Origin of the sequence: Kluyvera sp., from assembly GCF_047971185.1 — a bacterium.
In the GTDB taxonomy this organism is placed as follows: domain Bacteria; phylum Pseudomonadota; class Gammaproteobacteria; order Enterobacterales; family Enterobacteriaceae; genus Kluyvera.
In genome coordinates this window covers 48,874-68,182 of the sequence record NZ_JBKDZH010000049.1, presented here as the reverse complement: position 1 = coordinate 68,182, position 19,309 = coordinate 48,874, and the positions used below count along the sequence as shown (strand labels likewise).

The 19,309-nt window shown below is 54.0% G+C and carries 20 protein-coding genes; 6 read left to right on the top strand and 14 right to left on the bottom strand.

The features are described from left to right. Window positions 1-219 precede the first annotated feature (219 nt). From cheW to flhD, 6 genes are all read right to left on the bottom strand, one after another. On the bottom strand, window positions 220-723 hold the full coding sequence (gene cheW / locus ACK5JN_RS14065; RefSeq protein ID WP_065357835.1) for a chemotaxis protein CheW: 504 nt from the start codon (window positions 721-723) through the stop codon (window positions 220-222). A gap of 23 nt (window positions 724-746) precedes the next feature. Then, window positions 747-2,771, bottom strand: a complete 2,025-nt coding sequence (cheA, locus tag ACK5JN_RS14060) for a chemotaxis protein CheA (protein WP_416870782.1) — start codon at window positions 2,769-2,771, stop codon at window positions 747-749. A gap of 10 nt (window positions 2,772-2,781) precedes the next feature. Continuing rightward, window positions 2,782-3,708, bottom strand: a complete 927-nt coding sequence (gene motB / locus ACK5JN_RS14055) for a flagellar motor protein MotB (protein ID WP_416870748.1) — start codon at window positions 3,706-3,708, stop codon at window positions 2,782-2,784. Next, on the bottom strand, window positions 3,705-4,598 hold the full coding sequence (gene motA, locus ACK5JN_RS14050; RefSeq protein WP_416870747.1) for a flagellar motor stator protein MotA: 894 nt from the start codon (window positions 4,596-4,598) through the stop codon (window positions 3,705-3,707). Before motA ends, motB begins: the two co-directional genes overlap by 4 nt. A gap of 124 nt (window positions 4,599-4,722) precedes the next feature. Next, a complete protein-coding gene (flhC, locus tag ACK5JN_RS14045) occupies window positions 4,723-5,307 on the bottom strand; it encodes a flagellar transcriptional regulator FlhC (protein ID WP_416870781.1) in 585 nt (194 codons plus the stop codon). Continuing rightward, entirely contained in the window at window positions 5,304-5,654 is a 351-nt protein-coding gene (gene flhD, locus ACK5JN_RS14040; protein ID WP_416870746.1) for a flagellar transcriptional regulator FlhD, read from the bottom strand. The genes flhC and flhD overlap by 4 nt, the downstream gene beginning before the upstream one ends. Before the next feature lie 791 nt (window positions 5,655-6,445). Here flhD and uspC point away from each other — a divergent pair. Then, window positions 6,446-6,865, top strand: coding sequence for a universal stress protein UspC (gene uspC / locus ACK5JN_RS14035; RefSeq protein ID WP_416870745.1), 420 nt, complete (start codon window positions 6,446-6,448; stop codon window positions 6,863-6,865). Window positions 6,866-6,947: 82 nt separating this feature from the next. On the opposite strand, the gene araH is transcribed toward uspC, so the two are convergent. From araH to ACK5JN_RS14015, 4 genes are all read right to left on the bottom strand, one after another. Further along, a complete protein-coding gene (gene araH / locus ACK5JN_RS14030; RefSeq protein WP_416870780.1) occupies window positions 6,948-7,928 on the bottom strand; it encodes an arabinose ABC transporter permease AraH in 981 nt (326 codons plus the stop codon). A 14-nt stretch (window positions 7,929-7,942) separates the two neighbouring features. Next, entirely contained in the window at window positions 7,943-9,457 is a 1,515-nt protein-coding gene (araG, locus tag ACK5JN_RS14025) for an L-arabinose ABC transporter ATP-binding protein AraG (protein WP_416870744.1), read from the bottom strand. A gap of 63 nt (window positions 9,458-9,520) precedes the next feature. Then, window positions 9,521-10,501, bottom strand: a complete 981-nt coding sequence (locus ACK5JN_RS14020) for an arabinose ABC transporter substrate-binding protein (RefSeq protein WP_416870743.1) — start codon at window positions 10,499-10,501, stop codon at window positions 9,521-9,523. A gap of 301 nt (window positions 10,502-10,802) precedes the next feature. Next, window positions 10,803-11,360 carry a DJ-1/PfpI family protein gene (locus ACK5JN_RS14015; RefSeq protein WP_416870742.1) on the bottom strand — a complete coding sequence of 186 codons (558 nt, stop codon included), beginning with the start codon at window positions 11,358-11,360 and terminating at the stop codon, window positions 10,803-10,805. A gap of 632 nt (window positions 11,361-11,992) precedes the next feature. Between ACK5JN_RS14015 and ACK5JN_RS14010 the strand changes: the two genes are divergently transcribed. Beyond that, window positions 11,993-12,496: a non-heme ferritin-like protein gene (locus tag ACK5JN_RS14010; protein ID WP_416870741.1), complete on the top strand. Its 504-nt coding sequence runs from the start codon at window positions 11,993-11,995 to the stop codon at window positions 12,494-12,496. Window positions 12,497-12,573: 77 nt separating this feature from the next. Here the strand turns inward: ACK5JN_RS14010 and ACK5JN_RS14005 are convergent, their stop codons facing one another. Together ACK5JN_RS14005 and azuC are read right to left on the bottom strand one after the other, a co-directional pair. Next, on the bottom strand, window positions 12,574-12,825 hold the full coding sequence (locus ACK5JN_RS14005; RefSeq protein ID WP_416870740.1) for a DUF2766 family protein: 252 nt from the start codon (window positions 12,823-12,825) through the stop codon (window positions 12,574-12,576). Window positions 12,826-12,906: 81 nt separating this feature from the next. Further along, window positions 12,907-12,996 carry a stress response protein AzuC gene (gene azuC, locus ACK5JN_RS14000; RefSeq protein WP_015963980.1) on the bottom strand — a complete coding sequence of 30 codons (90 nt, stop codon included), beginning with the start codon at window positions 12,994-12,996 and terminating at the stop codon, window positions 12,907-12,909. Window positions 12,997-13,207: 211 nt separating this feature from the next. On the opposite strand from azuC, the gene ACK5JN_RS13995 reads away from it, so the two are divergent. Then, window positions 13,208-14,632, top strand: a complete 1,425-nt coding sequence (locus tag ACK5JN_RS13995) for an MFS transporter (protein ID WP_416870739.1) — start codon at window positions 13,208-13,210, stop codon at window positions 14,630-14,632. A 54-nt stretch (window positions 14,633-14,686) separates the two neighbouring features. Here the strand turns inward: ACK5JN_RS13995 and ACK5JN_RS13990 are convergent, their stop codons facing one another. After that, window positions 14,687-15,325 carry an RpiB/LacA/LacB family sugar-phosphate isomerase gene (locus ACK5JN_RS13990; RefSeq protein WP_416870738.1) on the bottom strand — a complete coding sequence of 213 codons (639 nt, stop codon included), beginning with the start codon at window positions 15,323-15,325 and terminating at the stop codon, window positions 14,687-14,689. A gap of 287 nt (window positions 15,326-15,612) precedes the next feature. Between ACK5JN_RS13990 and ACK5JN_RS13985 the strand changes: the two genes are divergently transcribed. The 3 genes from ACK5JN_RS13985 (at window position 15,613) to ftnA (ending at window position 18,909) form a co-directional block, all read left to right on the top strand. Further along, window positions 15,613-17,799 carry an HD domain-containing phosphohydrolase gene (locus tag ACK5JN_RS13985; protein ID WP_416870737.1) on the top strand — a complete coding sequence of 729 codons (2,187 nt, stop codon included), beginning with the start codon at window positions 15,613-15,615 and terminating at the stop codon, window positions 17,797-17,799. 86 nt (window positions 17,800-17,885) lie between these two features. Beyond that, a complete protein-coding gene (gene yecR, locus ACK5JN_RS13980; RefSeq protein WP_416870779.1) occupies window positions 17,886-18,221 on the top strand; it encodes a YecR family lipoprotein in 336 nt (111 codons plus the stop codon). A gap of 190 nt (window positions 18,222-18,411) precedes the next feature. Further along, window positions 18,412-18,909 carry a non-heme ferritin gene (ftnA, locus tag ACK5JN_RS13975; protein ID WP_416870736.1) on the top strand — a complete coding sequence of 166 codons (498 nt, stop codon included), beginning with the start codon at window positions 18,412-18,414 and terminating at the stop codon, window positions 18,907-18,909. A gap of 34 nt (window positions 18,910-18,943) precedes the next feature. Here the strand turns inward: ftnA and ACK5JN_RS13970 are convergent, their stop codons facing one another. Continuing rightward, complete coding sequence (locus ACK5JN_RS13970) at window positions 18,944-19,183, bottom strand: YecH family metal-binding protein (RefSeq protein WP_416870735.1); 240 nt, start codon at window positions 19,181-19,183, stop codon at window positions 18,944-18,946. Window positions 19,184-19,309: the final 126 nt, after the last annotated feature.

The window sequence follows — 19,309 nt, the reverse complement described above, 5'->3', positions numbered from 1 at the left end:
TTGTTCTTTGGGTAATATTTACCAAGCAAATACACGTTTTAAAAATAGAGAAAAATGGAATTTACCGCGAGGAAAAGATGATCGTTAAAATGTTATCGCTGCACGTCGCTAGCGCACACTTCTTGTTTTTATCGTTTTAAAATGAATTGGATTTACGCTACGGGCCTTTCACGCCGGTTTGTGTGGGCTTAGCGATCAGGACGCTAAGCCCACACCCGATCACGCGGCGTGGTTTGCCGCGCTATCCAGCAGCGCCATCTCTTCGCTGTTCAGCAGTTTCTCAATGTTGACCAGAATCAGCATCCGGTCGCCCAGCGCGCCAAGCCCGGTGAGATATTCCGTCGACAGCGTCACGGCAAATTCCGGCGCCGGGCGAATCTGTTCCGCCGCCAGCGACAGCACATCGGAAACGCCGTCGACCACGATCCCGACGACGCGCTGCCCGAGGTTCAGCACGATCACCACGGTGTTGTCGTTGTACTCGACGTCCTGCTGGCTGAACTTCACCCGCAGGTCGACAATCGGCACAATCACGCCGCGCAGATTGGTGACGCCCTTAATAAAGGAGGGCGTGTTGGCGATACGCGTCACCTGGTCATAGCCGCGAATTTCCTGCACTTTCAGGATATCAATGCCGTACTCTTCGTTGCCGAGGGTAAATACCAGAAATTCCTGTCCTGTCGGTTCACCCGCCAGTTTTGTTACGTTCGTCATACCGGTCATGTTTTCTACCTTTTTTCTGCGTTTCAGGCGGCTGTATTCGCCAGACGTTTATCACGATTCAGTCCCTGCAGGGCCGAGACGTCAACAATCAGCGCGACGCTGCCATCGCCAAGAATGGTCGCCGCCGAGATGCCCGGCACTTTGCGATAGTTGCTCTCCAGGTTTTTCACCACCACCTGATGCTGACCAATCAGCTGATCGACCAGCAGCGCATAGCGGCGGCCGGCGCTTTGCAGGATGACCACAATGCCCTGCGTGGCTTCGGTTTTCGCGCCCTGCACATCGAAGGCTTTCCACAGTTCCACCAGCGGCAGGTATTCGCCGCGCACTTCCAGCACGCGCTCGCCGCCCGCCAGCGGGTGCAGATCTTCCTCACGCGGCTGCAGCGATTCCATCACTGCATTCAGCGGCAGGATAAACACCTCTTCGCTGACCTTCACCGACATGCCATCGAGGATCGCCAGCGTCAACGGCAGCAGAATGCGGATCGTGGTGCCCGCCCCCTGCTTCGACTGAATCTCGACGTGGCCGCCCATCTCCTGAATGTTACGTTTCACCACGTCCATGCCGACGCCGCGCCCGGAGACGTCGGTCACCTGTTCGGCGGTGGAGAAGCCCGGCGCGAAGATCAGCATGCCCACTTCTTCATCGGTCATGCTGTCGCTTACCGCCATCCCCTGCGACAACGCTTTGGCCAGAATGCGTTCGCGGTTCAGCCCCGCGCCATCATCGGTCACTTCAATGCAAATATTGCCGCCCTGATGTTCGGCGGAAAGAATCAGGTTGCCCACCGCGGATTTCCCCGCTGCCAGACGCGTTTCCGGCAGCTCGATCCCGTGGTCGAGGCTGTTACGCACCAGGTGCGTGAGCGGGTCGATAATGCGTTCAATCAGGCTCTTATCGAGTTCCGTAGAGCTGCCCATCAGCGTCAGCTCCACCTGCTTACCCAGCTTACCCGCCAGGTCGCGCACCAGACGTGGGAAACGGCTAAAGACATACTCCATCGGCATCATGCGGATGGACATCACCGACTCCTGCAGGTCGCGCGCGTTGCGCTGGAGCTGGCCCATGCTGGTGATCAGGTCGCCGTGCGAAACCGGATCCAGCGCGCTGGAGCGCTGAGCCAGCATCGATTGGGTAATGACCAGCTCGCCCACCAGGTTAATCAGCTGATCGACCTTCTCTACCGCGACGCGAATACTGGTGGATTCACTGCTGCGCGCCGCCGGTTTTTCACGCTCGGTGCGAGGCGTCGCCGGGCTGGTGGTCGCCAGCGCAGCCGCCGGTACGGCAACGGGCAGTTCAACGGCCGTTTCTTCTTCAATGGTTTCCACCGCCACAGGCTCTGCTGCTACCGCGACGGTAGAGAACGCTATCTGGTCAGCCTCAATCACGAAGCAGAGCACGGCGACGATGTCGTCCTGATCCACGCTACCGTCAAGGACCGCCGTCAGGCTGTCGGCAGTTTTCTGGACCTGACTCAGCGTCGCCAGATTGCCCAGCTCCTCTTCCAGCATTTCCGGCTCGCCGGGCTTCAGACGCGACAGTACGATCTGGGTTTTGCCCGCCGCGGCGGCGTCAATTGGCGCCGTCTCGCCCTGCGGAGCGTTGTCGACCACGCTCAGGCGGGCGCTGCCGGCCACCGGCGGGACGCTTTCGCCTTTTGCTTCCAGCGCCAGCTGGCGCAGAGCGTTGCAGATGTATTCGAAGCTGGCAGCATCCGGTTCGGTGGAGCTTTTATAGGCGTCGAGCTGTTCCTGCATAATATCTTTGGTTTCCAAAAACAGGTTGATAATATCGGTGCTGAGCGTCATCTCGCCCCGGCGGGCCTCGTCCAGCAGGTTCTCCATCAGGTGCGTCGTTTCCTGCAGCACCGAGAAGCCGAAGGTGCCCGCTCCGCCCTTGATCGAGTGCGCCGCGCGGAAGATCGCGTTCAGCTGTTCAGCGTCAGGGTCATCCACCGCCAGATCCAGCAGATGCTGTTCCATATCGGCCAACAGCTCGTCGGCCTCATCAAAAAAGGTTTGATAAAAATCGCTGATATCCATGCTCACGCTATCACCTCGAGTCGGGTTGTGGCGTCGTAGTACCTGGCGCAGACGGCGGGGCCATCGGCGACTGTAATACGCTTAAAGGTTCATTCTGGCTCTCGGCATTCTCGTGAAGAATGGCCTGCTCCGCCTGGTTGTTCAGCACCAGCAGGCTGATGCGACGGTTAATCGCATCGTTGCCGCCGTGCTCTGATAAGCGCATCGAGTTTGACATCCCGATCACGCGTAAAACTTTGCCATCGTCCAGCCCACCGGCCACCAGTTCGCGACGCGAGGCGTTGGCGCGGTCCGCCGACAGCTCCCAGTTGCTGTAGCCGCGCTCGCCGGTGGCGTACGGGTAGTCATCCGTATGACCAGAGAGACTGATACGATTGGGGATCTCATTAAGCACCGGCGCAATGGCGCGCAGAATGTCGCGCATGTACGGCTCCACTTCGGCGCTGCCGGTTTTAAACATCGGGCGGTTCTGGCTGTCGATAATCTGAATTCGCAGCCCTTCCTGCACCAGATCGATCTTCAGATGCGGACGCAGCGCGCGCAGCTTCGGGTCGGCCTCGATAAGCTGGTCCAGCTCGCCGCGAATACGCTTCAGACGGTTGGTTTCCATCCGTTTTTGCAGCTCTTCCATATTCGGCTGCTTGTGTACTTCGCCCTGCTGCTGGGTGACATCGTCACCGCCGCCGGGAATCGGGCTGTCGCTGTTGGCCATGCGCTGGCCGCCGGTAATCGCGGTTGCCAGCGGCGTGCGGAAGTACTCGGCTATCTGAATCAGCTCTTTCGGGCTGGAGATGGAGATCAGCCACATCACCAGGAAGAAGGCCATCATCGCGGTCATAAAGTCGGCATAAGCAATCTTCCACGAGCCATGAGCGCTATGGTGAGATTTATGTTTACGCCGCTTAACGACGACGATGGGATGCGATTGATTCTTCATGCGTCCTCGGTGGTCGTCTGCTGCTGCCCCGCCGGGTTACGCACCGCGCGGACGTGCTCTTCCAGCTCGATAAACGACGGACGTTCGCTGGTGTAAAGCGTTTTACGGCCAAATTCGACGGCGATCGGCGGCGCATAGCCGTTGAGGTTCGACAGCAGCGTGATTTTCACGCACTGCATCATTTTCGTCGTTTCCGCGCTCTTCTGCCGCAGCACGCTGGCGAGCGGTGAGACAAAGCCGTAGGCCAGCAGGATCCCGAGGAACGTGCCCACCATTGCGTGAGCGATCAGCGCCCCCAGCTCCGCCGCCGGACGATCGGCAGACCCTAAGGCGTGTACCACGCCCATCACCGCAGCAACGATACCAAACGCCGGCAGCGAGTCGCCCACCAGCGCCAGGCTGTTGGCCGGCACTTCGCTTTCGCTTTCGTGGGTTTCAATTTCTTCGTCCATCAGCGCTTCAATTTCGAAGGTGTTCATATTGCCGCTGATGATCAGGCGCAGGTAGTCGACGATAAATTCCAGCATCACCGCATCGGCGAGAATGCGCGGATAGCTGGCGAAAATTTCGCTCTCTTTCGGGTTTTCGATATCCCGCTCAAGCGAAAACATCCCCTGCTGGCGCGACTTGGCCATCAGGCGATAAAGCAGCGCCAGCAAATCCATATACATCGTTTTGGTGTACTTCGAGCGGCGGAACAATAAGGGCAGCGCTTTCAGCGTGCCCTTGATGGCCTTGCCGTTGTTACCCACGATAAAAGCGCCAACCCCCGCCCCGCCGATAATAACCAGCTCGGCCGGTTGATACAGTGCTCCAAGGTGTCCGCCGGTCATCATGTAACCGCCGAAAACTGTCCCCAAAACAACCAGGTAACCTATTAAGATAAGCACGCTATCATCCTTCCACTGTTGACTAAGAGAGGAGACAGATGAGCAATTTCACCGGCGCACGGGTAAAAAAAAGCAGCGGTCGTAATGACCGCTGCTGGCGTGTTTTCGCCACACCGTGTGGGGGCTAAACAGCTTGCTCTATCTGTTCATCCAGCAGTTGTGGATTACTATCGGCAAGATCCCCGGAAAGTTTACGTCTTTTTACGGCCCGTGATGGCGGCTGGCATAAGCTGCATACAAAGCTGCCAACGGGCTGATGTGCGTGGGTAATAAAGTTCCCACCGCAGGCGTTACAGCTGGAGAGTTCGAGCATGCCGCTTTCCACGAAACGGACTAAGGTCCACGCGCGGGTCAGGGCTAACAACGGCCCGGCATCCTGTTGCGGGCACTGCTCAAGGTAGAGACGGTAAGCTTTGATCACGGCGTCGACGCCGGAAGACTGCCCACTTTTAAGTAAGAACTGCCAGGCGTTGCAGAACATGGAAGAGTGAATATTCTGCTCCCATGTCATAAACCAGTCCGTGGAGAACGGTAGCATTCCCTTCGGCGGCGGGCTGCCGCGAAGTTCTTTGTAGAGCTTAATCAGGCGGCCACGGCTAAGCTGTGTTTCGCTTTCCAGCATCTGCAAACGCGCGCCTAGTGTAATCAGCTCCATAGCAAGCTGAATATCGCGCGCTTCCTGAACAATGCTTTTTTCGCTCATCGTCAGGCCCTTTTCTTACGGGCGGGTTCGCCTGATTTCGTGGCCTGGTTCAGCAGTCGGGTGGAGAGCAGAATCCCCGTGTGGATTTGCTGTAAATCGTCGACGCGTGATTCCTGCGTCAGACGGGTGATGGTCTGGGAGTCATCAAAACGGAACTGACAAACCAACTGATTGGTTTCGGCCAGCTTCACCATCTGTGGGAGCGTCAGTTCCCCAAGGACTTTAGCCATCTCCTCGTTGATACCGAGGCGGAACATGGCGGAAGCCTTATCCTGACCGATCAAACGCTGTGCAAGAAGCAAGTAAGACAAGTTGATGTCATAGATGTGCTTTAGCAACTCGGATGTATGCATTTTCCCCATCCCGAATAACCAATTAGTACTTTATGCGGATAATCCGCATACCCCGTGATGTCGTCGGGCAAGGCCCGATAAAAAAAAGAATCGGTCGAAATGCATAGCCGATTAGGTGAATCTCTGCTTCATTGCCGGGTAACGTTTTGACCGCATGGCCCGACAAATCTAAACATTTCTTACAATTTACTAAGATTTTTCCTAATTCGACGCAACTTTACTCGCCAGATGTGACACATACAATGTTACTTCGCTGTTAATTTGAAATTTATGTGATCGCCATCACAAAATCAAACCGCATTTTTTCACCGTATCCATCAGTCATAGTTGTATTTTGAACAATAAATAATCATTTAAAACGCCATTTTATTCCTGTCTGGCTGATATTCATTCACCGAAACTATTAAACAACGATCGACGATCGGCAACTTTACGTGAGACATTTACGAAAAAATTATCACAGATCATGGTTTCATCTGATATATAAAATTCATCGTAAATTCAATAAATTGAAAAGTTAAATCATTTGCCGCATATTCATTTGCATATTATTTACTTCTCGTTAACATTAATTCAGCAAAAATTAAATGTTTATTGCCGGTGTTGATTACATGATATATCCAGCGCTGCTTATGCAAGCTGTGCACTATTCACACAATTATTCGCATAAAAAAAACTTATGTATTGGGTTAATTTCTAAACAGCCATATTCTGGTTTCCTCTTGCAGGGGGGAGACAAAAAGAGTAAGAGAATAAAGAGAGAGTGCGTATTATTCGAGCAAGGAGGTCTGATGTCTTACTCACATCTATTAGTGGCCGTTGCGCCGACGCCGGAAAGTCAGGCCCTGCTACGGAAAGCCGTCGCGATTGCGCGACCGCTCAACGCACGCGTTAGCCTTATCACTCTGGCTACCGATCCGGAAATGTACAATCAGTTTGCCGCGCCGATGATGGAAAACCTGCGCGAACTGATGCACGAAGAGACCCAGCAGTTTCTGCTTAGCCTCGCTGAGGCGGTCGACTACCCTATCTGGAAAACCCAAATCGCCTGCGGCGAGCTGGGCGAGCACATCAACGCCTTCAGCAAAAAGTACCAGGTTGACCTGGTTATCTGCGGTAATCATAACCAAAGCTTCTTTTCCCGCGCGACCTGCTCTGCCAAAAGCGTGGTCGGCAACAGCGGCGTAGATGTTTTACTCGTGACGTTGTAACAAACCAGCATAAGCGACATAAAAAACCGGGGTGGCTTGCGCTCCCCCGGTTCATGACGTTTGCTTTCGCCTGCCGGCAAATTTATACGCTACGCTTCGCCTTCTGCTTGTAGCGGTCGAAAATCACCGCCGCCAGCAGAATCAGCCCGCGCACCACATACTGCGAGAACGGCGAAATATTCAGCAGGTTCATCGCGTTCTCGACGGTGCCCAGAATCAGGATCCCGGCGACCACGTATGAGATTTTGCCAATCCCGCCCTTCAACGATACGCCGCCCAGCACGCAGGCCGAGATCACGATCAGCTCATAGCCTATCGAGGTCATCGGCTGGCCGCTGGTCATACGTGAGGCCAGAATAATCCCCGCCGCGGCGGACACCAGACCCGAGAGCACAAAGATAATGATCTTGGTGCGCACCACCGGAACCCCCGCCAGTCGCGCCGCTTCTTCATTACCACCGATGGCCAGCGTATTGCGGCCAAAGGTGGTTTTGTTGAGCAGCAGACCGAAGATAATCAGACAGCCGACGGTCAGCCAGATAGGTGCCGGCAGCCCAAACCAGTTGGCGTAGCCCAGCGAGAAGAAACGTTCGTCCTCAATCCCGACCGCTTTACCGTCGGAGATGATATAGGCCAGACCGCGCACAATCTGCATGGTGGCAAGGGTGGTGATCAGGGCGTTAATCTTGAGTCGGGCAATCACGAAGCCGTTAACCAGCCCGCACAGCGCGCCCAGCAGCAGCCCGGCAAACACGCCAACCCACAGGCTTTCAGTGAGGTTAATCACCACCGCCGTGGTCACGCCGGCACAGGCAATCACCGACGCGACGGACAGGTCAAAATCCCCGGACGCCAGGCAGAACAGCATCCCGCAGGCGACCATCCCCGACATCGAAATCGCCAGCCCAAGCCCCTTCATATTGATAAAGGTGGCAAAGTTTGGCACGAAAATCGCACAGCAGATAAACAGCACCGCAAATACCACCAGCATGCCGTACTGATCCCAGATACGGCTAAAGCTCAACGACGAGCGGCGGGCGCCAGGCGTAGTAACAGATGACATCATAACCTCCTTCCTCAGGCGACGGCCTGACTGACTTTAGGCATAGCCAGGCTTAACGCCTGTTGTTCATTGGCGCTCTCATGCAGCAACTCGCCGGCGATTTCCCCTTCACGCATCACCACGATCCGATCGGCAACCCCCAGCACTTCCGGCAGGTCGCTGGAAGCAAACAGCACCGCCACGCCCGACGCCGCCAGCGCGTATATCACGTTGTAGATCTCATGTTTTGCCCCAACGTCGATGCCGCGCGTGGGCTCATCGAGGAGGATCACTTTCATCTCCTCTGATAGCCAACGGCCAAGAATCGCCTTCTGCTGATTTCCCCCGGACAGGTTCATAATCAGCTGTTCGGCACCCGGCGTTTTGATATTGAGCGACTGAATGTGATGGTCGGCGTTCGTGGCCTCCCAATCGTTGTTGATCAGACAGCCAGCATGAATGTGTTTGCGACGGGCGCTAATGTTGATATTGTCGCGCACCGAATGCACCGGGATAATCCCTTCGGCTTTCCGGTCTTCCGGGCACAGCATCATCCCCGCGCGAATCGCCTGCGCCGGTTTGTCGATGGTGACCGGCACGCCGTCGATAAAGATCTCACCGCCGGTTATTTTCGTCCCGCCGAAGATCCCCTTCATCAGCTCGCTGCGCCCGGCCCCCACCAGCCCGAACAGGCCGACGATTTCGCCGCTGCGAACGGTAAGTGAAATCGGCGTGCGTACGCCCGGCGCCTTCACCTGCGACAGGCGCAGACGTTCTTCACCATACTGACGCGGCTGCCAGCCGTAGATATCGCCGATGTCGCGCCCCACCATCGCCTGTACCAGCCGGTCGTGGCTCACCTCCATCATGTCGGCGAAGGTGCAGACATAGCGGCCGTCTTTAAATACGGTAATGGCGTCGCTCAGGGCAAAGATCTCTTCCATACGGTGAGAGACGTAGATGATCACCCGCCCTTCTTTACGCAGTTCACGGATCACCCGGAACAGGTTGTCGATTTCACGGGCAGAGAGCGAACTGGTCGGTTCATCGAAGGCGATCACTTTGGCGTTACGCGCCAGCGCTTTGGCGATTTCGACCATCTGCCACTGGCCGATCGACAGATACTTAAGCGGCGTATCCGGGTCGATATCCAGCCCCAAGTGCTCCAGCTGGATGCGCGCCTCATAGTTCAGCAGCTTACGGTTGACGATACCGCCACGGCTCGGCAGCTGGCCAAGGTAGATATTTTCTGCCACGGTCATTTCCGGGACGAGATGCAGTTCCTGGTAAATAATGGCGATACCCGCGTTCAGCGCCGCGGTGGTATCGGCAAAAGAGATCTCTTCTCCCCGCAGCAGTAGCGTACCCGACGTCGGAGCATAGTTACCGCTAAGAATTTTCAGCAGCGTCGACTTACCGGCGCCGTTCTCGCCCATCAGCGCATGTACCTGCCCGCTATAGCAATCAAAGCTAATATCGGTCAGGGCCTTAACGCCGGGGAAGGTTTTGCTGATACCGCGGAAAGAGAGATAAGGGGTAGACTGTTGCATCGCAACCTCCACAATGACACGATCCCTCTCCCCCCGCCCGTGCGGGAGGAGAACCATCAGGACTCAGAGGCCTTTTTTCGCCAGCTCTTCTTTAAAATTGTCGCGGGTAATCAGCACCACGTCGGTCACCGCGGTAAATTTCGGCGGTTCAACGCCCTTCTCTACCCAGTTGTACAGCAGTTCGCTGGTTTTATAGCCGTGAATATCCGGGCTCGGCAGCAGCGAGCCAAAGAAGCCGGTGGCCTGCGCTTTCGACAGTTCGTTCACCGCGTCTACGCCGTTGATGCCGATACCAATCACGTTGGCGGCTTTGAAGCCCTGGCCTTCAGTGGCGCGTACGCCGCCGAGCACGGTGTTATCGTTCATGCCGACGATCAGCCACTGCTTCACTTCCGGATGCTGCACCAGCAGCGAGTTACCGGCATCGAAGGCGCCAGGAATATCGTTAGATTTGGTCGGGACCTGATAGATCTGTTTTTCCGGGAAACCGGCGGCCTTCAGCGCGTCCATCGAGCCGGAAGTACGGCGACGTGCGGTATCGAGTTCGTTGGCGGTAATCGCCATCACGCCGGTGGTTTTGACGTCCCAGCCGCGCTTTTGCATCTCTTTGTACAGCTCTTGCCCCTGGCGCGCGCCGATTTCGCTCGCCGCCATCATCACCAGCGGTACATCTTCCATCGGTTTGCCTTTGGCGTTGACGAACTGGTCATCGACGGTGATGACCTTCATGTCGTAGCCACGGGCTTTCGCCACGATAGCGGGCCCGAGTTTCGGATCCGGCGTACAAATAACGAAGCCCTTGGCGCCGCTGGCCGCCAGGCTATCAATGGCGTTGAGGGTTTTCTCACCGTCGGGGACGGCAATTTTAATGACATCAAAACCAAGGTCTTTGCCGGCTTTATCGGCAAATTTCCATTCCGTCTGGAACCACGGTTCTTCCGGTTGCTTAACTAAAAAACCGAGCTTTAAATTCTCGGCCATAGCCGATTGTGACATAACCGCTGCCAGACCAATGGCCGCCAGCGCTTTGGTGAATTTGTGCATGGTTAACTCCAGCCTTAATGTTCTTTTATGTAGGGAAAAATCAGACTCACGATTTAAATCAGACATAAAACAAAGTATTAGCTGTACTGCAACAGCCTTAACGTTGTTGAAACATTAATAGCCCGGAATTAATCATCCATAAGAGAGCGCCATCACACCGCAGAATAACAGTAGGGTGATGCATATATTCAGCAGATGAGTACATATAAGAAGCGCGAATTGTCAGACAATTCGCGCTGAAGAATAGCTATTTTATCTATATTCTCAGCGAAGATATCCCTGTCGCTGAAAGTGGGATCAATTACCAGCGGTAATAGATATGGTCGGCGTGGTCGCGAACCGGCGCTTCGTCACCCAGCAGGCGCGCCGCCACGGTGAAGGCAAAGTCAAACACGTGGCCAAAGCCTTTACCGCTGATCAGATTGCCGTCTTCAACGACCGGCGCATCAACGTATTCGCCGTTTTTGACGTCCTTCCACAGATCGCCGGAGCAGACATAGCGACGGCCTTTCAGCAGGTCGTTACCGGCCAGCACGCGCGCGGCGGCAGAGCAGATTGGGCAGATGAATTTACCGGCGGCATCGTGGGCGGCCACAAAATTGATGACGTCTTTATTCGCCGCCAGATTGACGCTGCCCTGCGGGCCGCCCGGCAGAACAACCGCGTCGTACAGGGTATCGAGACGTTCTGCCAGCGTGGCATCGGCCACCATCGGGATATCGTGATAGCTCACCACTGCGCGAGATTCAGCGCACGATACCAACTCAACGCCGATATGCAGACGACGCAGGATATCGATAGTGACAATCGCTTCCCCTTCTTCAAAACCCGGGGCCAGCAGTACAGCAACCTGTTTCATTTTAACTCCTGTAAATTCATATAAACGACTCCCGCCAGGTGACGATTGGGGAAGAATTTGTCGTACTGATCATTACCGCGAACATAATCCTCTCGCCGGCCATTATCAAAAATGATCTAAAACAAATTTATTCTCATTCTAATATTGGGAGTCCAGACTCATATCATGATTTATAAATGAGGATTATTATTCATGATACGCTATTGATAGCAAATAAAGCGTAGTGCGCCTATGCGAGCGATCGGTGGCAGCCTAAAAATTAGATTCAGATCACACTTCTTAATGCACACGATGTAAGACAGAATCCGTATGTTAACAAAGCCTTACCGAGTGTATGCCGGAAAGTTATATTCTCTATTATTCATACAGTTACAAAAATATTGTTTTGTGAATTAAGGTAATGCCAATATAGGTTGTAACGAAACGTAAAAAGCGGCGCGTAAGAGTTTTCTTATATCCAAACTAAGAGTATTCTTTTTTTGAACACAGGATAATTTATATCTTTTGTTCATGGTTGAAGACTACGAGTAATATGTAGTTACACTCAAACGCGTAAATAGCGCATGGTAAGCGGCTATTTAGAACTATGCGGTGTCACGCGTATCGTTCCTACCAGTAATAAGGATATTTATATGGCAGTTCCAGGAATGGCTCAAAAGCTTAATGCTCAGATGAATCTCGAATTTTATGCATCTAATCATTATTTGCGTTTGAGCGAGTGGTGCTCAGAACATCGATTGAATGGTACCGCGACGTTCTTACGTTCCCGGGCACAGTCCAGCGTCACGCAAATGATGCGGGTGTTCGAATATATGAAGAACTCCGGCGCGTATCCGGTGGTGAAAGCCTTTGAAGCCAGTGAAGATAAGTGCGCAACTCTCGAAGATCTTTTCCTGAAAACCATTGAAGATCATGCGCAGCGTAGCTCGACGCTGTCTGAGCTGACCGAACAGGCAAAAGTGCTTCATGACGATAGCACCCTGAGTTTCCTCAATGCGCTGGAAGAAGAGCAGGAACAGGATGGTATCTTGCTGAAGACTATTCTGGATGAAGTGCGCAGCGCGCGTAAAGCCGGCCTCTGCATCCAGCAAACCGACCAGCATCTGCTGAATATCGTCAACCAACAGCATCATTAATAACGCAACCAGGGCGGCCATGGCCGCCCTTGTTCTTTCCGTGTTCAGGACCGTGTCCTGAAGCCGTCAATTCAGATTTAGTGCGTCGTATCCTGCGGCGTAAACTTCAGCTCAATCAGCGCAATCGCTTTCTGAATCGCCCGCAGCGTGACCGGGTCCGCCCCTGCCGGATGAGAGGCAAAGTCGATCGCTTTCAGCTGAGTCGCCATCTTTTCGCGCACTTCAACCGGGGCGATGACGTCGATAACGTCAAGGATCTGTTTGATAACGAGCTGGCAGGCAACGACGTCGGAAACCAGTTCATCGTTAGGGGTGAGGTTCTGAGACATTTTTTGCTCCTATTTTGCGGAGCGTAATAGTAACCTACTTTTGCTGAAGATAAAAAAACCTGCCGCAGCAGGTTTTTTTTATCAGAACATAGCGCCTGGCGGTACGTCTTTGAAAGTCTTGCAATAGTTTTCAAACATGCTTTTGAGGATTTTACGCATGCGCTGTTTCATGTTGATGCTCCGGTTTTTTGTTATGCAGGTGTTATTGTCTTTAGGTACATAATATGACCACCATCACAAAAATCAACCATTTTACGAGCTGCATCACATAATAATCATCATAAAAGTTAAATTTATAAAATTTTTGTTATAAAAATCTACTACTTACGACATCTACAAAATCTATAAATTTTACGCATTATTTTGATAGGGTAACATAACGATGAATGAGCCTCTCCAGGCCCAGGCGACCCGCGGGGTATCCCCTGCCGCGCTGCTGGTGGCCGGTGCGTTCTTTATGGAGTTCCTTGATGGGACGGTGATCGCCACCGCCCTGCCAGACATGGCGAAAACCTTTGGCGTCGAAGCCGTTGACCTGAATATCGGCATTAGCGCTTATCTGATCACCCTCGCGGTGCTGATCCCCGCCAGCGGCTGGATAGCCGATCGCTTCGGCGCCCGCACCATCTTCAGCCTCGCGCTGGCCATCTTTACCGTCTCTTCCGTATTTTGCGGCCTCGCCACCAGCGCCCACAGCTTTGTGGCGATGCGGATCCTGCAGGGCGTAGGCGGCGCGTTGATGGTCCCGGTGGGCAGGCTAGCGGTGCTTCGAACCACGCCTAAACACCTGCTCATCACCGCCATTGCCACCCTCACCTGGCCCGCGCTGATCGCCCCCATTATCGGGCCGCCGCTGGGCGGGTTTATTACCAAAGTGGCCGACTGGCGCTGGATCTTCTTTATTAACGTGCCGCTGGGCATCATCGCCATCCTGCTGGCGCTGCGGATTATCCCCAACATCCGCGACGACGAGCGCCGCCCGTTCGACCTGCCGGGTTTCCTCGCCACCTCGGTGTCGATGGTCAGCCTGGTCTACGCGATGGAGATGCTCGGCGCGGAGAAAATGCAGGCCGGTCCGATCGTGGCGCTGCTGCTGCTCGGCGGCGTCACCTTCTATTATGCGCTGTACCACTTCCGCCGCAGCCCGGCGCCGATGATCCGCATGGACGCGCTGCAGGTACCTACGTTTCGGGTGACAATGTACGGCGGCTCGCTGTTCCGCGCCTCGATCAGCGCCGTGCCGTTCCTGCTGCCCCTGCTCTTTCAGGTGGGTTTTGGTATGGACCCGTTCCACTCCGGCCTGCTGGTACTGGCGGTATTCGTGGGCAACCTGACGATTAAACCCGCCACCACGCCGCTGATACGTTGGCTCGGTTTCCGTCGCCTGCTGCTGCTGAACGGCGCGCTGAACGTGCTGGCGCTGGTTGCCTGCGCCTTTCTGACGCCGCAGACGCCGGTGTGGGTAATTATGCTGGTGCTGTACCTCGGCGGCGTATTCTGTTCCATTCAGTTTACCGGCGTCAGCACGCTGGCGTTCGCCGACGTTCCCTCACCGCAGATGAGCTATGCCAACACGCTGTTCAGTACCGCCAGCCAGCTGGCGATTGGCCTGGGCATCACGCTGGGGGCGATAGGCATTCGTATCGGTGAGAAGGTCAGCGCCGTCATGGATCTCAGCGCCGTGCCGGGCATCAGCTTCCGCCTGGCCTTTGTGTTTATCGCGCTGATTTGCCTGGTGGGGATGATTGATACGCTGCATCTGACGCGGGATGCGGGCAGCGCGGTGTCGAAGAAAGTGAAAGCCTGAATTCAGGGCATAAAAAAACCCACGCCGCAGCGTGGGTTTTCAGGAACGTCAGGCTTACGCCAGGATCTCGCGAACAAAGGCTTCGATCTCTTTGTTCTGGCAGTTTTCGAAGAAGCACTCCTGGAAACGCTGACCGGAAACGGCGGTTTTCACCAGCTCAGGGTCGATAGCGCGCAGGGTGTCCAGATAGTTTTCTTTCACCACGGCCGCTTTAACCTGGTTCAGAATACCGGCGTTACGTACCTGCGGCTCTTTACGCTCCGGCGGATAGCCTTCGCCGTTACGGCCGGTGAACGCTTTTTCGAACATATAGCGCACGTTCAGCTCTGCGCCCCAGCCGAAGCCTTTCGCGAAGGCCAGAGACAGCGCGTTACCGTTGTTGATCTGCGCAAACAGGAAGGCGTCTGCTGGATCCAGGCAGTAGCCGCACACTACGCCCGGATGGATGTTCAGAGACATCATCGCGCCCTGGCCGGTACCGCAGCCGGTCACCACGAAATCTACCGCTTTAGAGTTCAGCAGGATGCTGGCCATGATACCCAGGTGGATGTAGGTCAGGTGATGATCGTTTTCATCGCTCATGCCCACGTTGTATACCGGGAAGCCTTTTTCATCGGCAACGGCTTTTAACTCATGATGAATAGTCGCGTTCTTGCTGGCCTGGCTGTTTTCCATCATCAGTGCAATTTTCATTCTTTCCTCTCCTGAAAGCTACGCGGGATTTCCCGCAGTCGTTCGATTACGTTGTAGTAACCTTACTACCAGACAAACACACTTTCAAATTTTATGAAAAATGGTTTTAGTTTTTACTGAGACGGTCACACTTTTGCCTTTACGCGATAGATAAATCATTACATAAACCCTTATTTATTTACTGTTACCGGGCAAATAGTCGACTAAACTGACCTAAGGCCACTGATAGGCCCTACAAATTTTACGCTATTAAATGGATAAAATAGTCTTCGCAAAGGAACTGACTTGTGACACAGAACTGCCGATCGCTTCGACGCGGACTGGGTCTCCTTGTTCTACTGACCCTGCTGCTCGTTTGCACGACTCGCGCTCTCGCCTCACCGCCGCAAAAGATAAAGACGCCAGACGCCATTCCCGTCTGGATACTTGACGCCGATAGCTTTGAATTCTGGCGTGACGACCATGGACAGCTTCACGGGTTCTATCCTGAACTGCTGCACGCCATCAATTCGCGCTATGGCTATAACCTGACGCTTCATCCGATTGACGGCACAACGTTCGAGCAGCGCTTTCGCCACCATGACTACGGTCTGTATACCAGCGTGCTGCAAACCCGGGAGCATCTGGAAAACACGATTCTCTCTTCACGTTTACTGGAAAGCACCATTGTCACCGCCAGCATTACCCGGCAGGCGAAAAGCGCCCGCGATCTTAACGATACGCGGGTCATTTTCCGCCGCCGCGATCCCACTCAGGCGCTGGTAAAACAAGCTTATCCCACCCTGAGATTCCAGCAAGTGATCGAGGTCGACAGCAGCAAAGAGGCGCTGCAAATCCTCCGCAGCGGCGGTGCCGATTTTTACATCAACGAGGACCGGGAGATCGGCGGCCCGCTCTACTACTACACGATTTCCCGGCCGTTTGACGCGTTGCGCATCACCGCGTCGTTTGGCATCAGCCCTGAACTGATTTCAATGCGTAATAATATCAATCAGTTGATTAATGAATGGCTGCAAAACGGCAAGCTTAAGGCGCTGGAAGAGCAAAGCCAGACAGCGTTCCTGCGTCACCGTCTTGCCATTACCGACGAGGAACGCCGCTGGCTGCAGGAAAATCGCCTCACCCTCTGGCTACCCAAAAATGAAAACTTTTCCCCCATTATCTGGAAAGACAATCAGGGGTACCACGGCAGCGCGGTCAGCCTCGTCAACGATCTCCGCGATTTACTGAATATCAACGTCGACGTTCAGTTCGTGGATAACTATCTGGTGCGCATGAAAAATGAAGACTGGCCGCTGCGGCTTGCGGATATCATTGATGTCCGCGACGGCGCACAGCTGGAAGGGCTGGTCGGCCCGCTGGTGAACTGGTACAACGCCTACTACAACAAGGTTGGGCAGCCATTTATTCTGGACGAAGAACAGATACGCCATCAGCGGGTCGGCGTGATTCGCGGCTCCTTTGCCGCCTACTATCTGCGTCAACGCTTCGGAACCGACGTGACGCTGGTTGCGCGGTCCAGCATCGACGAGCTCCTCGATACTATCGATAACAATCAAATTGACTTTATTCTCGGGGATTTAAGCTCGCTTGAGCAGGCGCTGCGGGGTAGCGATCTGTTCCGCGGCGCGCTGAAAGTCGCCGGGCTCACCCACTCCAGCTATCAGATTGGCACCTGGGTGAACATCGACCATCCGCTGCATGCGCTGCTGACGCAGGTGCACCTGATTTCCAGCTACCGTCACCAGCTTACGCCCCCCACCTACGTCGCGGCCTCAACGTCATTGAGTAAAAACGCATTACAGATGATCAGCGCCGGTCTGCTGGTGATGCTGGTCTTTATCCTCAGTATCATGCTGATGATGTGGCGACATATGAACCAGAATCGCGCGGTCAACCGCAGCATCGTTGAGGCGATGGAAAAGATTAACCACGTTCACGATGATGAAACCGGCTGCCATATTCGCCGCGTGGCTGCCTATTGCAGCCTGCTGGCCCGTGCGCTGAAGCTGCCGCACCGTCTGGTGCGTGATATTGAGAACTTCGCGTCGCTGCACGATATCGGCAAAATTGCCGTTCCCGAGACCATTTTGCGTAAGCAGGGTAAATTGACCGCGGACGAATTTAAGCAGATTCAGCAACATACCGTGAAGGGCTGGCGCATCGTTCAGGGGCTGGCGCTCGGCTCCGTGGCGGAAAATCTGATCCACTATCATCATGAAAAGTGGGACGGCAGCGGCTACCCGGACGGTTTAGCGGGCGATGCGATCCCACTGGAGGCACGTATTCTGGCGATCGCCGACGTGTACGACGCCCTGCGGCAAAAGCGGGTCTACAAGCCCAGCTTCTCGCACCAGCAGGCCTGTGAAATTATCGTCAACAGTTCAGGCAGCCATTTCGACCCGACGCTGGTTAAACTGTTTTGTCAGCTGCACCTGCAATTCCAGGCCATTTACGAGTCGCAGGCTGATTAACCCCTGAATCTGGCGACTATTCAAGGGATTGCTCGCCGGCCTGTGCGGGTATAATGGGGCTACGACAGATTGCGCAGAGCGACATGATGAAAAGCCTCATTCTTATTCCCGCCCTGCTGGCCCTCACCGCGTGTTCGATTCCCCGCACGGCGAGCGTCAGCGAAGTTGATGCGACCAGCGGGATCGTTCGCCTGACCTACGGGCAGGCGGTATTACAAAATGCCTATACCGATAACTACCTGGCACAATCCGAGGCCAACAAGGCCTGCCAGCAAATGGGCTACGCCACCGCCTTTTCCTTCGGCCAGCCGATTACCACCTGTTCCACCATTAGCGGTTCATTGTGCCTCAATGAGCACGTCACGCTGCAATACCAGTGCCGCGGCATTGCCAATATTCCGGCCTCCGCCGCCTATTATTAATTCCTGCGCCGGTGAATTCCGGCGTTATTATTTCCGCCTTGATATTTATCGTTATATTTACGCCAATGAGTTTCATTCCTATTCGCATTATTATATAAATAATTTTATATTTACCTTTTGCAAATATTTTAATAACAACTTATAGTTCCGCTGTTATTAACTATTAACGTATTTTTTCGGGAGCGACACCATGCTAAAAGCGCCAATGATCGAGAAATTAAACGAACAAATGAATCTCGAACTTTATTCTTCGCTGCTGTATCAACAGATGAGCGCCTGGTGCAGCTACAACAGCTTTGAAGGCGCCGCCGCCTTTTTACGTCGTCACGCACAGGAAGAGATGACGCACATGCAGCGTCTGTTCGATTACCTGACCGACACCGGCAGCCTGCCGCGCATCAACACCGTCTCTTCACCGTTTGCCGAGTACGCCTCGCTGGACGAACTGTTCCGCGTCACCTACGAACATGAGCAGCTGATTACCAGTAAAATCAATGAACTGGCACACGCCGCCATGTCCAGCCAGGATTATCCGACCTTTAATTTCCTGCAGTGGTATGTCGCTGAACAGCATGAAGAAGAAAAACTGTTTAAATCAGTAATCGATAAGTTAACGCTGGCGGGCAAAAGCGGCGAAGGGCTGTACTTTATTGATAAAGAGCTGGCCACGCTCGATACCCAGAATTAATATTTGTGCAGCGGCGTTTATACGCCGCTGCCGATTAATGACGGCAAATTTTACTTTCTTCCGTCGTAAAGCCAGATTCCTGCGGAATAAACTTGCCTTTCTTCTGCAAAAAAGCCACCAGCTCGCCAGCGGTCATATTTTCCGCTGAACAGGTATGAAAACGCGCCTGCTCGCCGAAGCGCGCGTGAATAGCCGCTTCCAGGCTTTCAACACTGTACTGTTCGCCGGATGCAATCATCATATTCAGTACTTCGTGACCGTGAATAGAGTCCATTATTTCTCCCCTTAAAAAACGCCGCCATAAACTGCATTTGTATTGCATGTTTTGCGCTAGCGCAGCTTTCTGTTGCCTAATAAAATACGTAAACATAAGTGTACAGTCTCTGTAATTCAGATTTGA

Excerpts from the sequence above, each read along its gene's own strand:
- cheW (WP_065357835.1), bottom strand. The coding sequence starts at position 723 with ATGACCGGTATGACGAACGTAACAAAACTGGCGGGTGAACCGACAGGA.
- cheA (WP_416870782.1), bottom strand. The coding sequence starts at position 2,771 with ATGGATATCAGCGATTTTTATCAAACCTTTTTTGATGAGGCCGACGAG.
- motB (WP_416870748.1), bottom strand. The coding sequence starts at position 3,708 with ATGAAGAATCAATCGCATCCCATCGTCGTCGTTAAGCGGCGTAAACAT.
- flhD (WP_416870746.1), bottom strand. The coding sequence starts at position 5,654 with ATGCATACATCCGAGTTGCTAAAGCACATCTATGACATCAACTTGTCT.
- uspC (WP_416870745.1), top strand. The coding sequence starts at position 6,446 with ATGTCTTACTCACATCTATTAGTGGCCGTTGCGCCGACGCCGGAAAGT.
- araH (WP_416870780.1), bottom strand. The coding sequence starts at position 7,928 with ATGTCATCTGTTACTACGCCTGGCGCCCGCCGCTCGTCGTTGAGCTTT.
- araG (WP_416870744.1), bottom strand. The coding sequence starts at position 9,457 with ATGCAACAGTCTACCCCTTATCTCTCTTTCCGCGGTATCAGCAAAACC.
- ACK5JN_RS14020 (WP_416870743.1), bottom strand. The coding sequence starts at position 10,501 with ATGCACAAATTCACCAAAGCGCTGGCGGCCATTGGTCTGGCAGCGGTT.
- ACK5JN_RS14015 (WP_416870742.1), bottom strand. The coding sequence starts at position 11,360 with ATGAAACAGGTTGCTGTACTGCTGGCCCCGGGTTTTGAAGAAGGGGAA.
- ACK5JN_RS14010 (WP_416870741.1), top strand. The coding sequence starts at position 11,993 with ATGGCAGTTCCAGGAATGGCTCAAAAGCTTAATGCTCAGATGAATCTC.
- ACK5JN_RS14005 (WP_416870740.1), bottom strand. The coding sequence starts at position 12,825 with ATGTCTCAGAACCTCACCCCTAACGATGAACTGGTTTCCGACGTCGTT.
- azuC (WP_015963980.1), bottom strand. The coding sequence starts at position 12,996 with ATGAAACAGCGCATGCGTAAAATCCTCAAAAGCATGTTTGAAAACTAT.
- ACK5JN_RS13995 (WP_416870739.1), top strand. The coding sequence starts at position 13,208 with ATGAATGAGCCTCTCCAGGCCCAGGCGACCCGCGGGGTATCCCCTGCC.
- ACK5JN_RS13990 (WP_416870738.1), bottom strand. The coding sequence starts at position 15,325 with ATGAAAATTGCACTGATGATGGAAAACAGCCAGGCCAGCAAGAACGCG.
- yecR (WP_416870779.1), top strand. The coding sequence starts at position 17,886 with ATGAAAAGCCTCATTCTTATTCCCGCCCTGCTGGCCCTCACCGCGTGT.
- ftnA (WP_416870736.1), top strand. The coding sequence starts at position 18,412 with ATGCTAAAAGCGCCAATGATCGAGAAATTAAACGAACAAATGAATCTC.
- ACK5JN_RS13970 (WP_416870735.1), bottom strand. The coding sequence starts at position 19,183 with ATGGACTCTATTCACGGTCACGAAGTACTGAATATGATGATTGCATCC.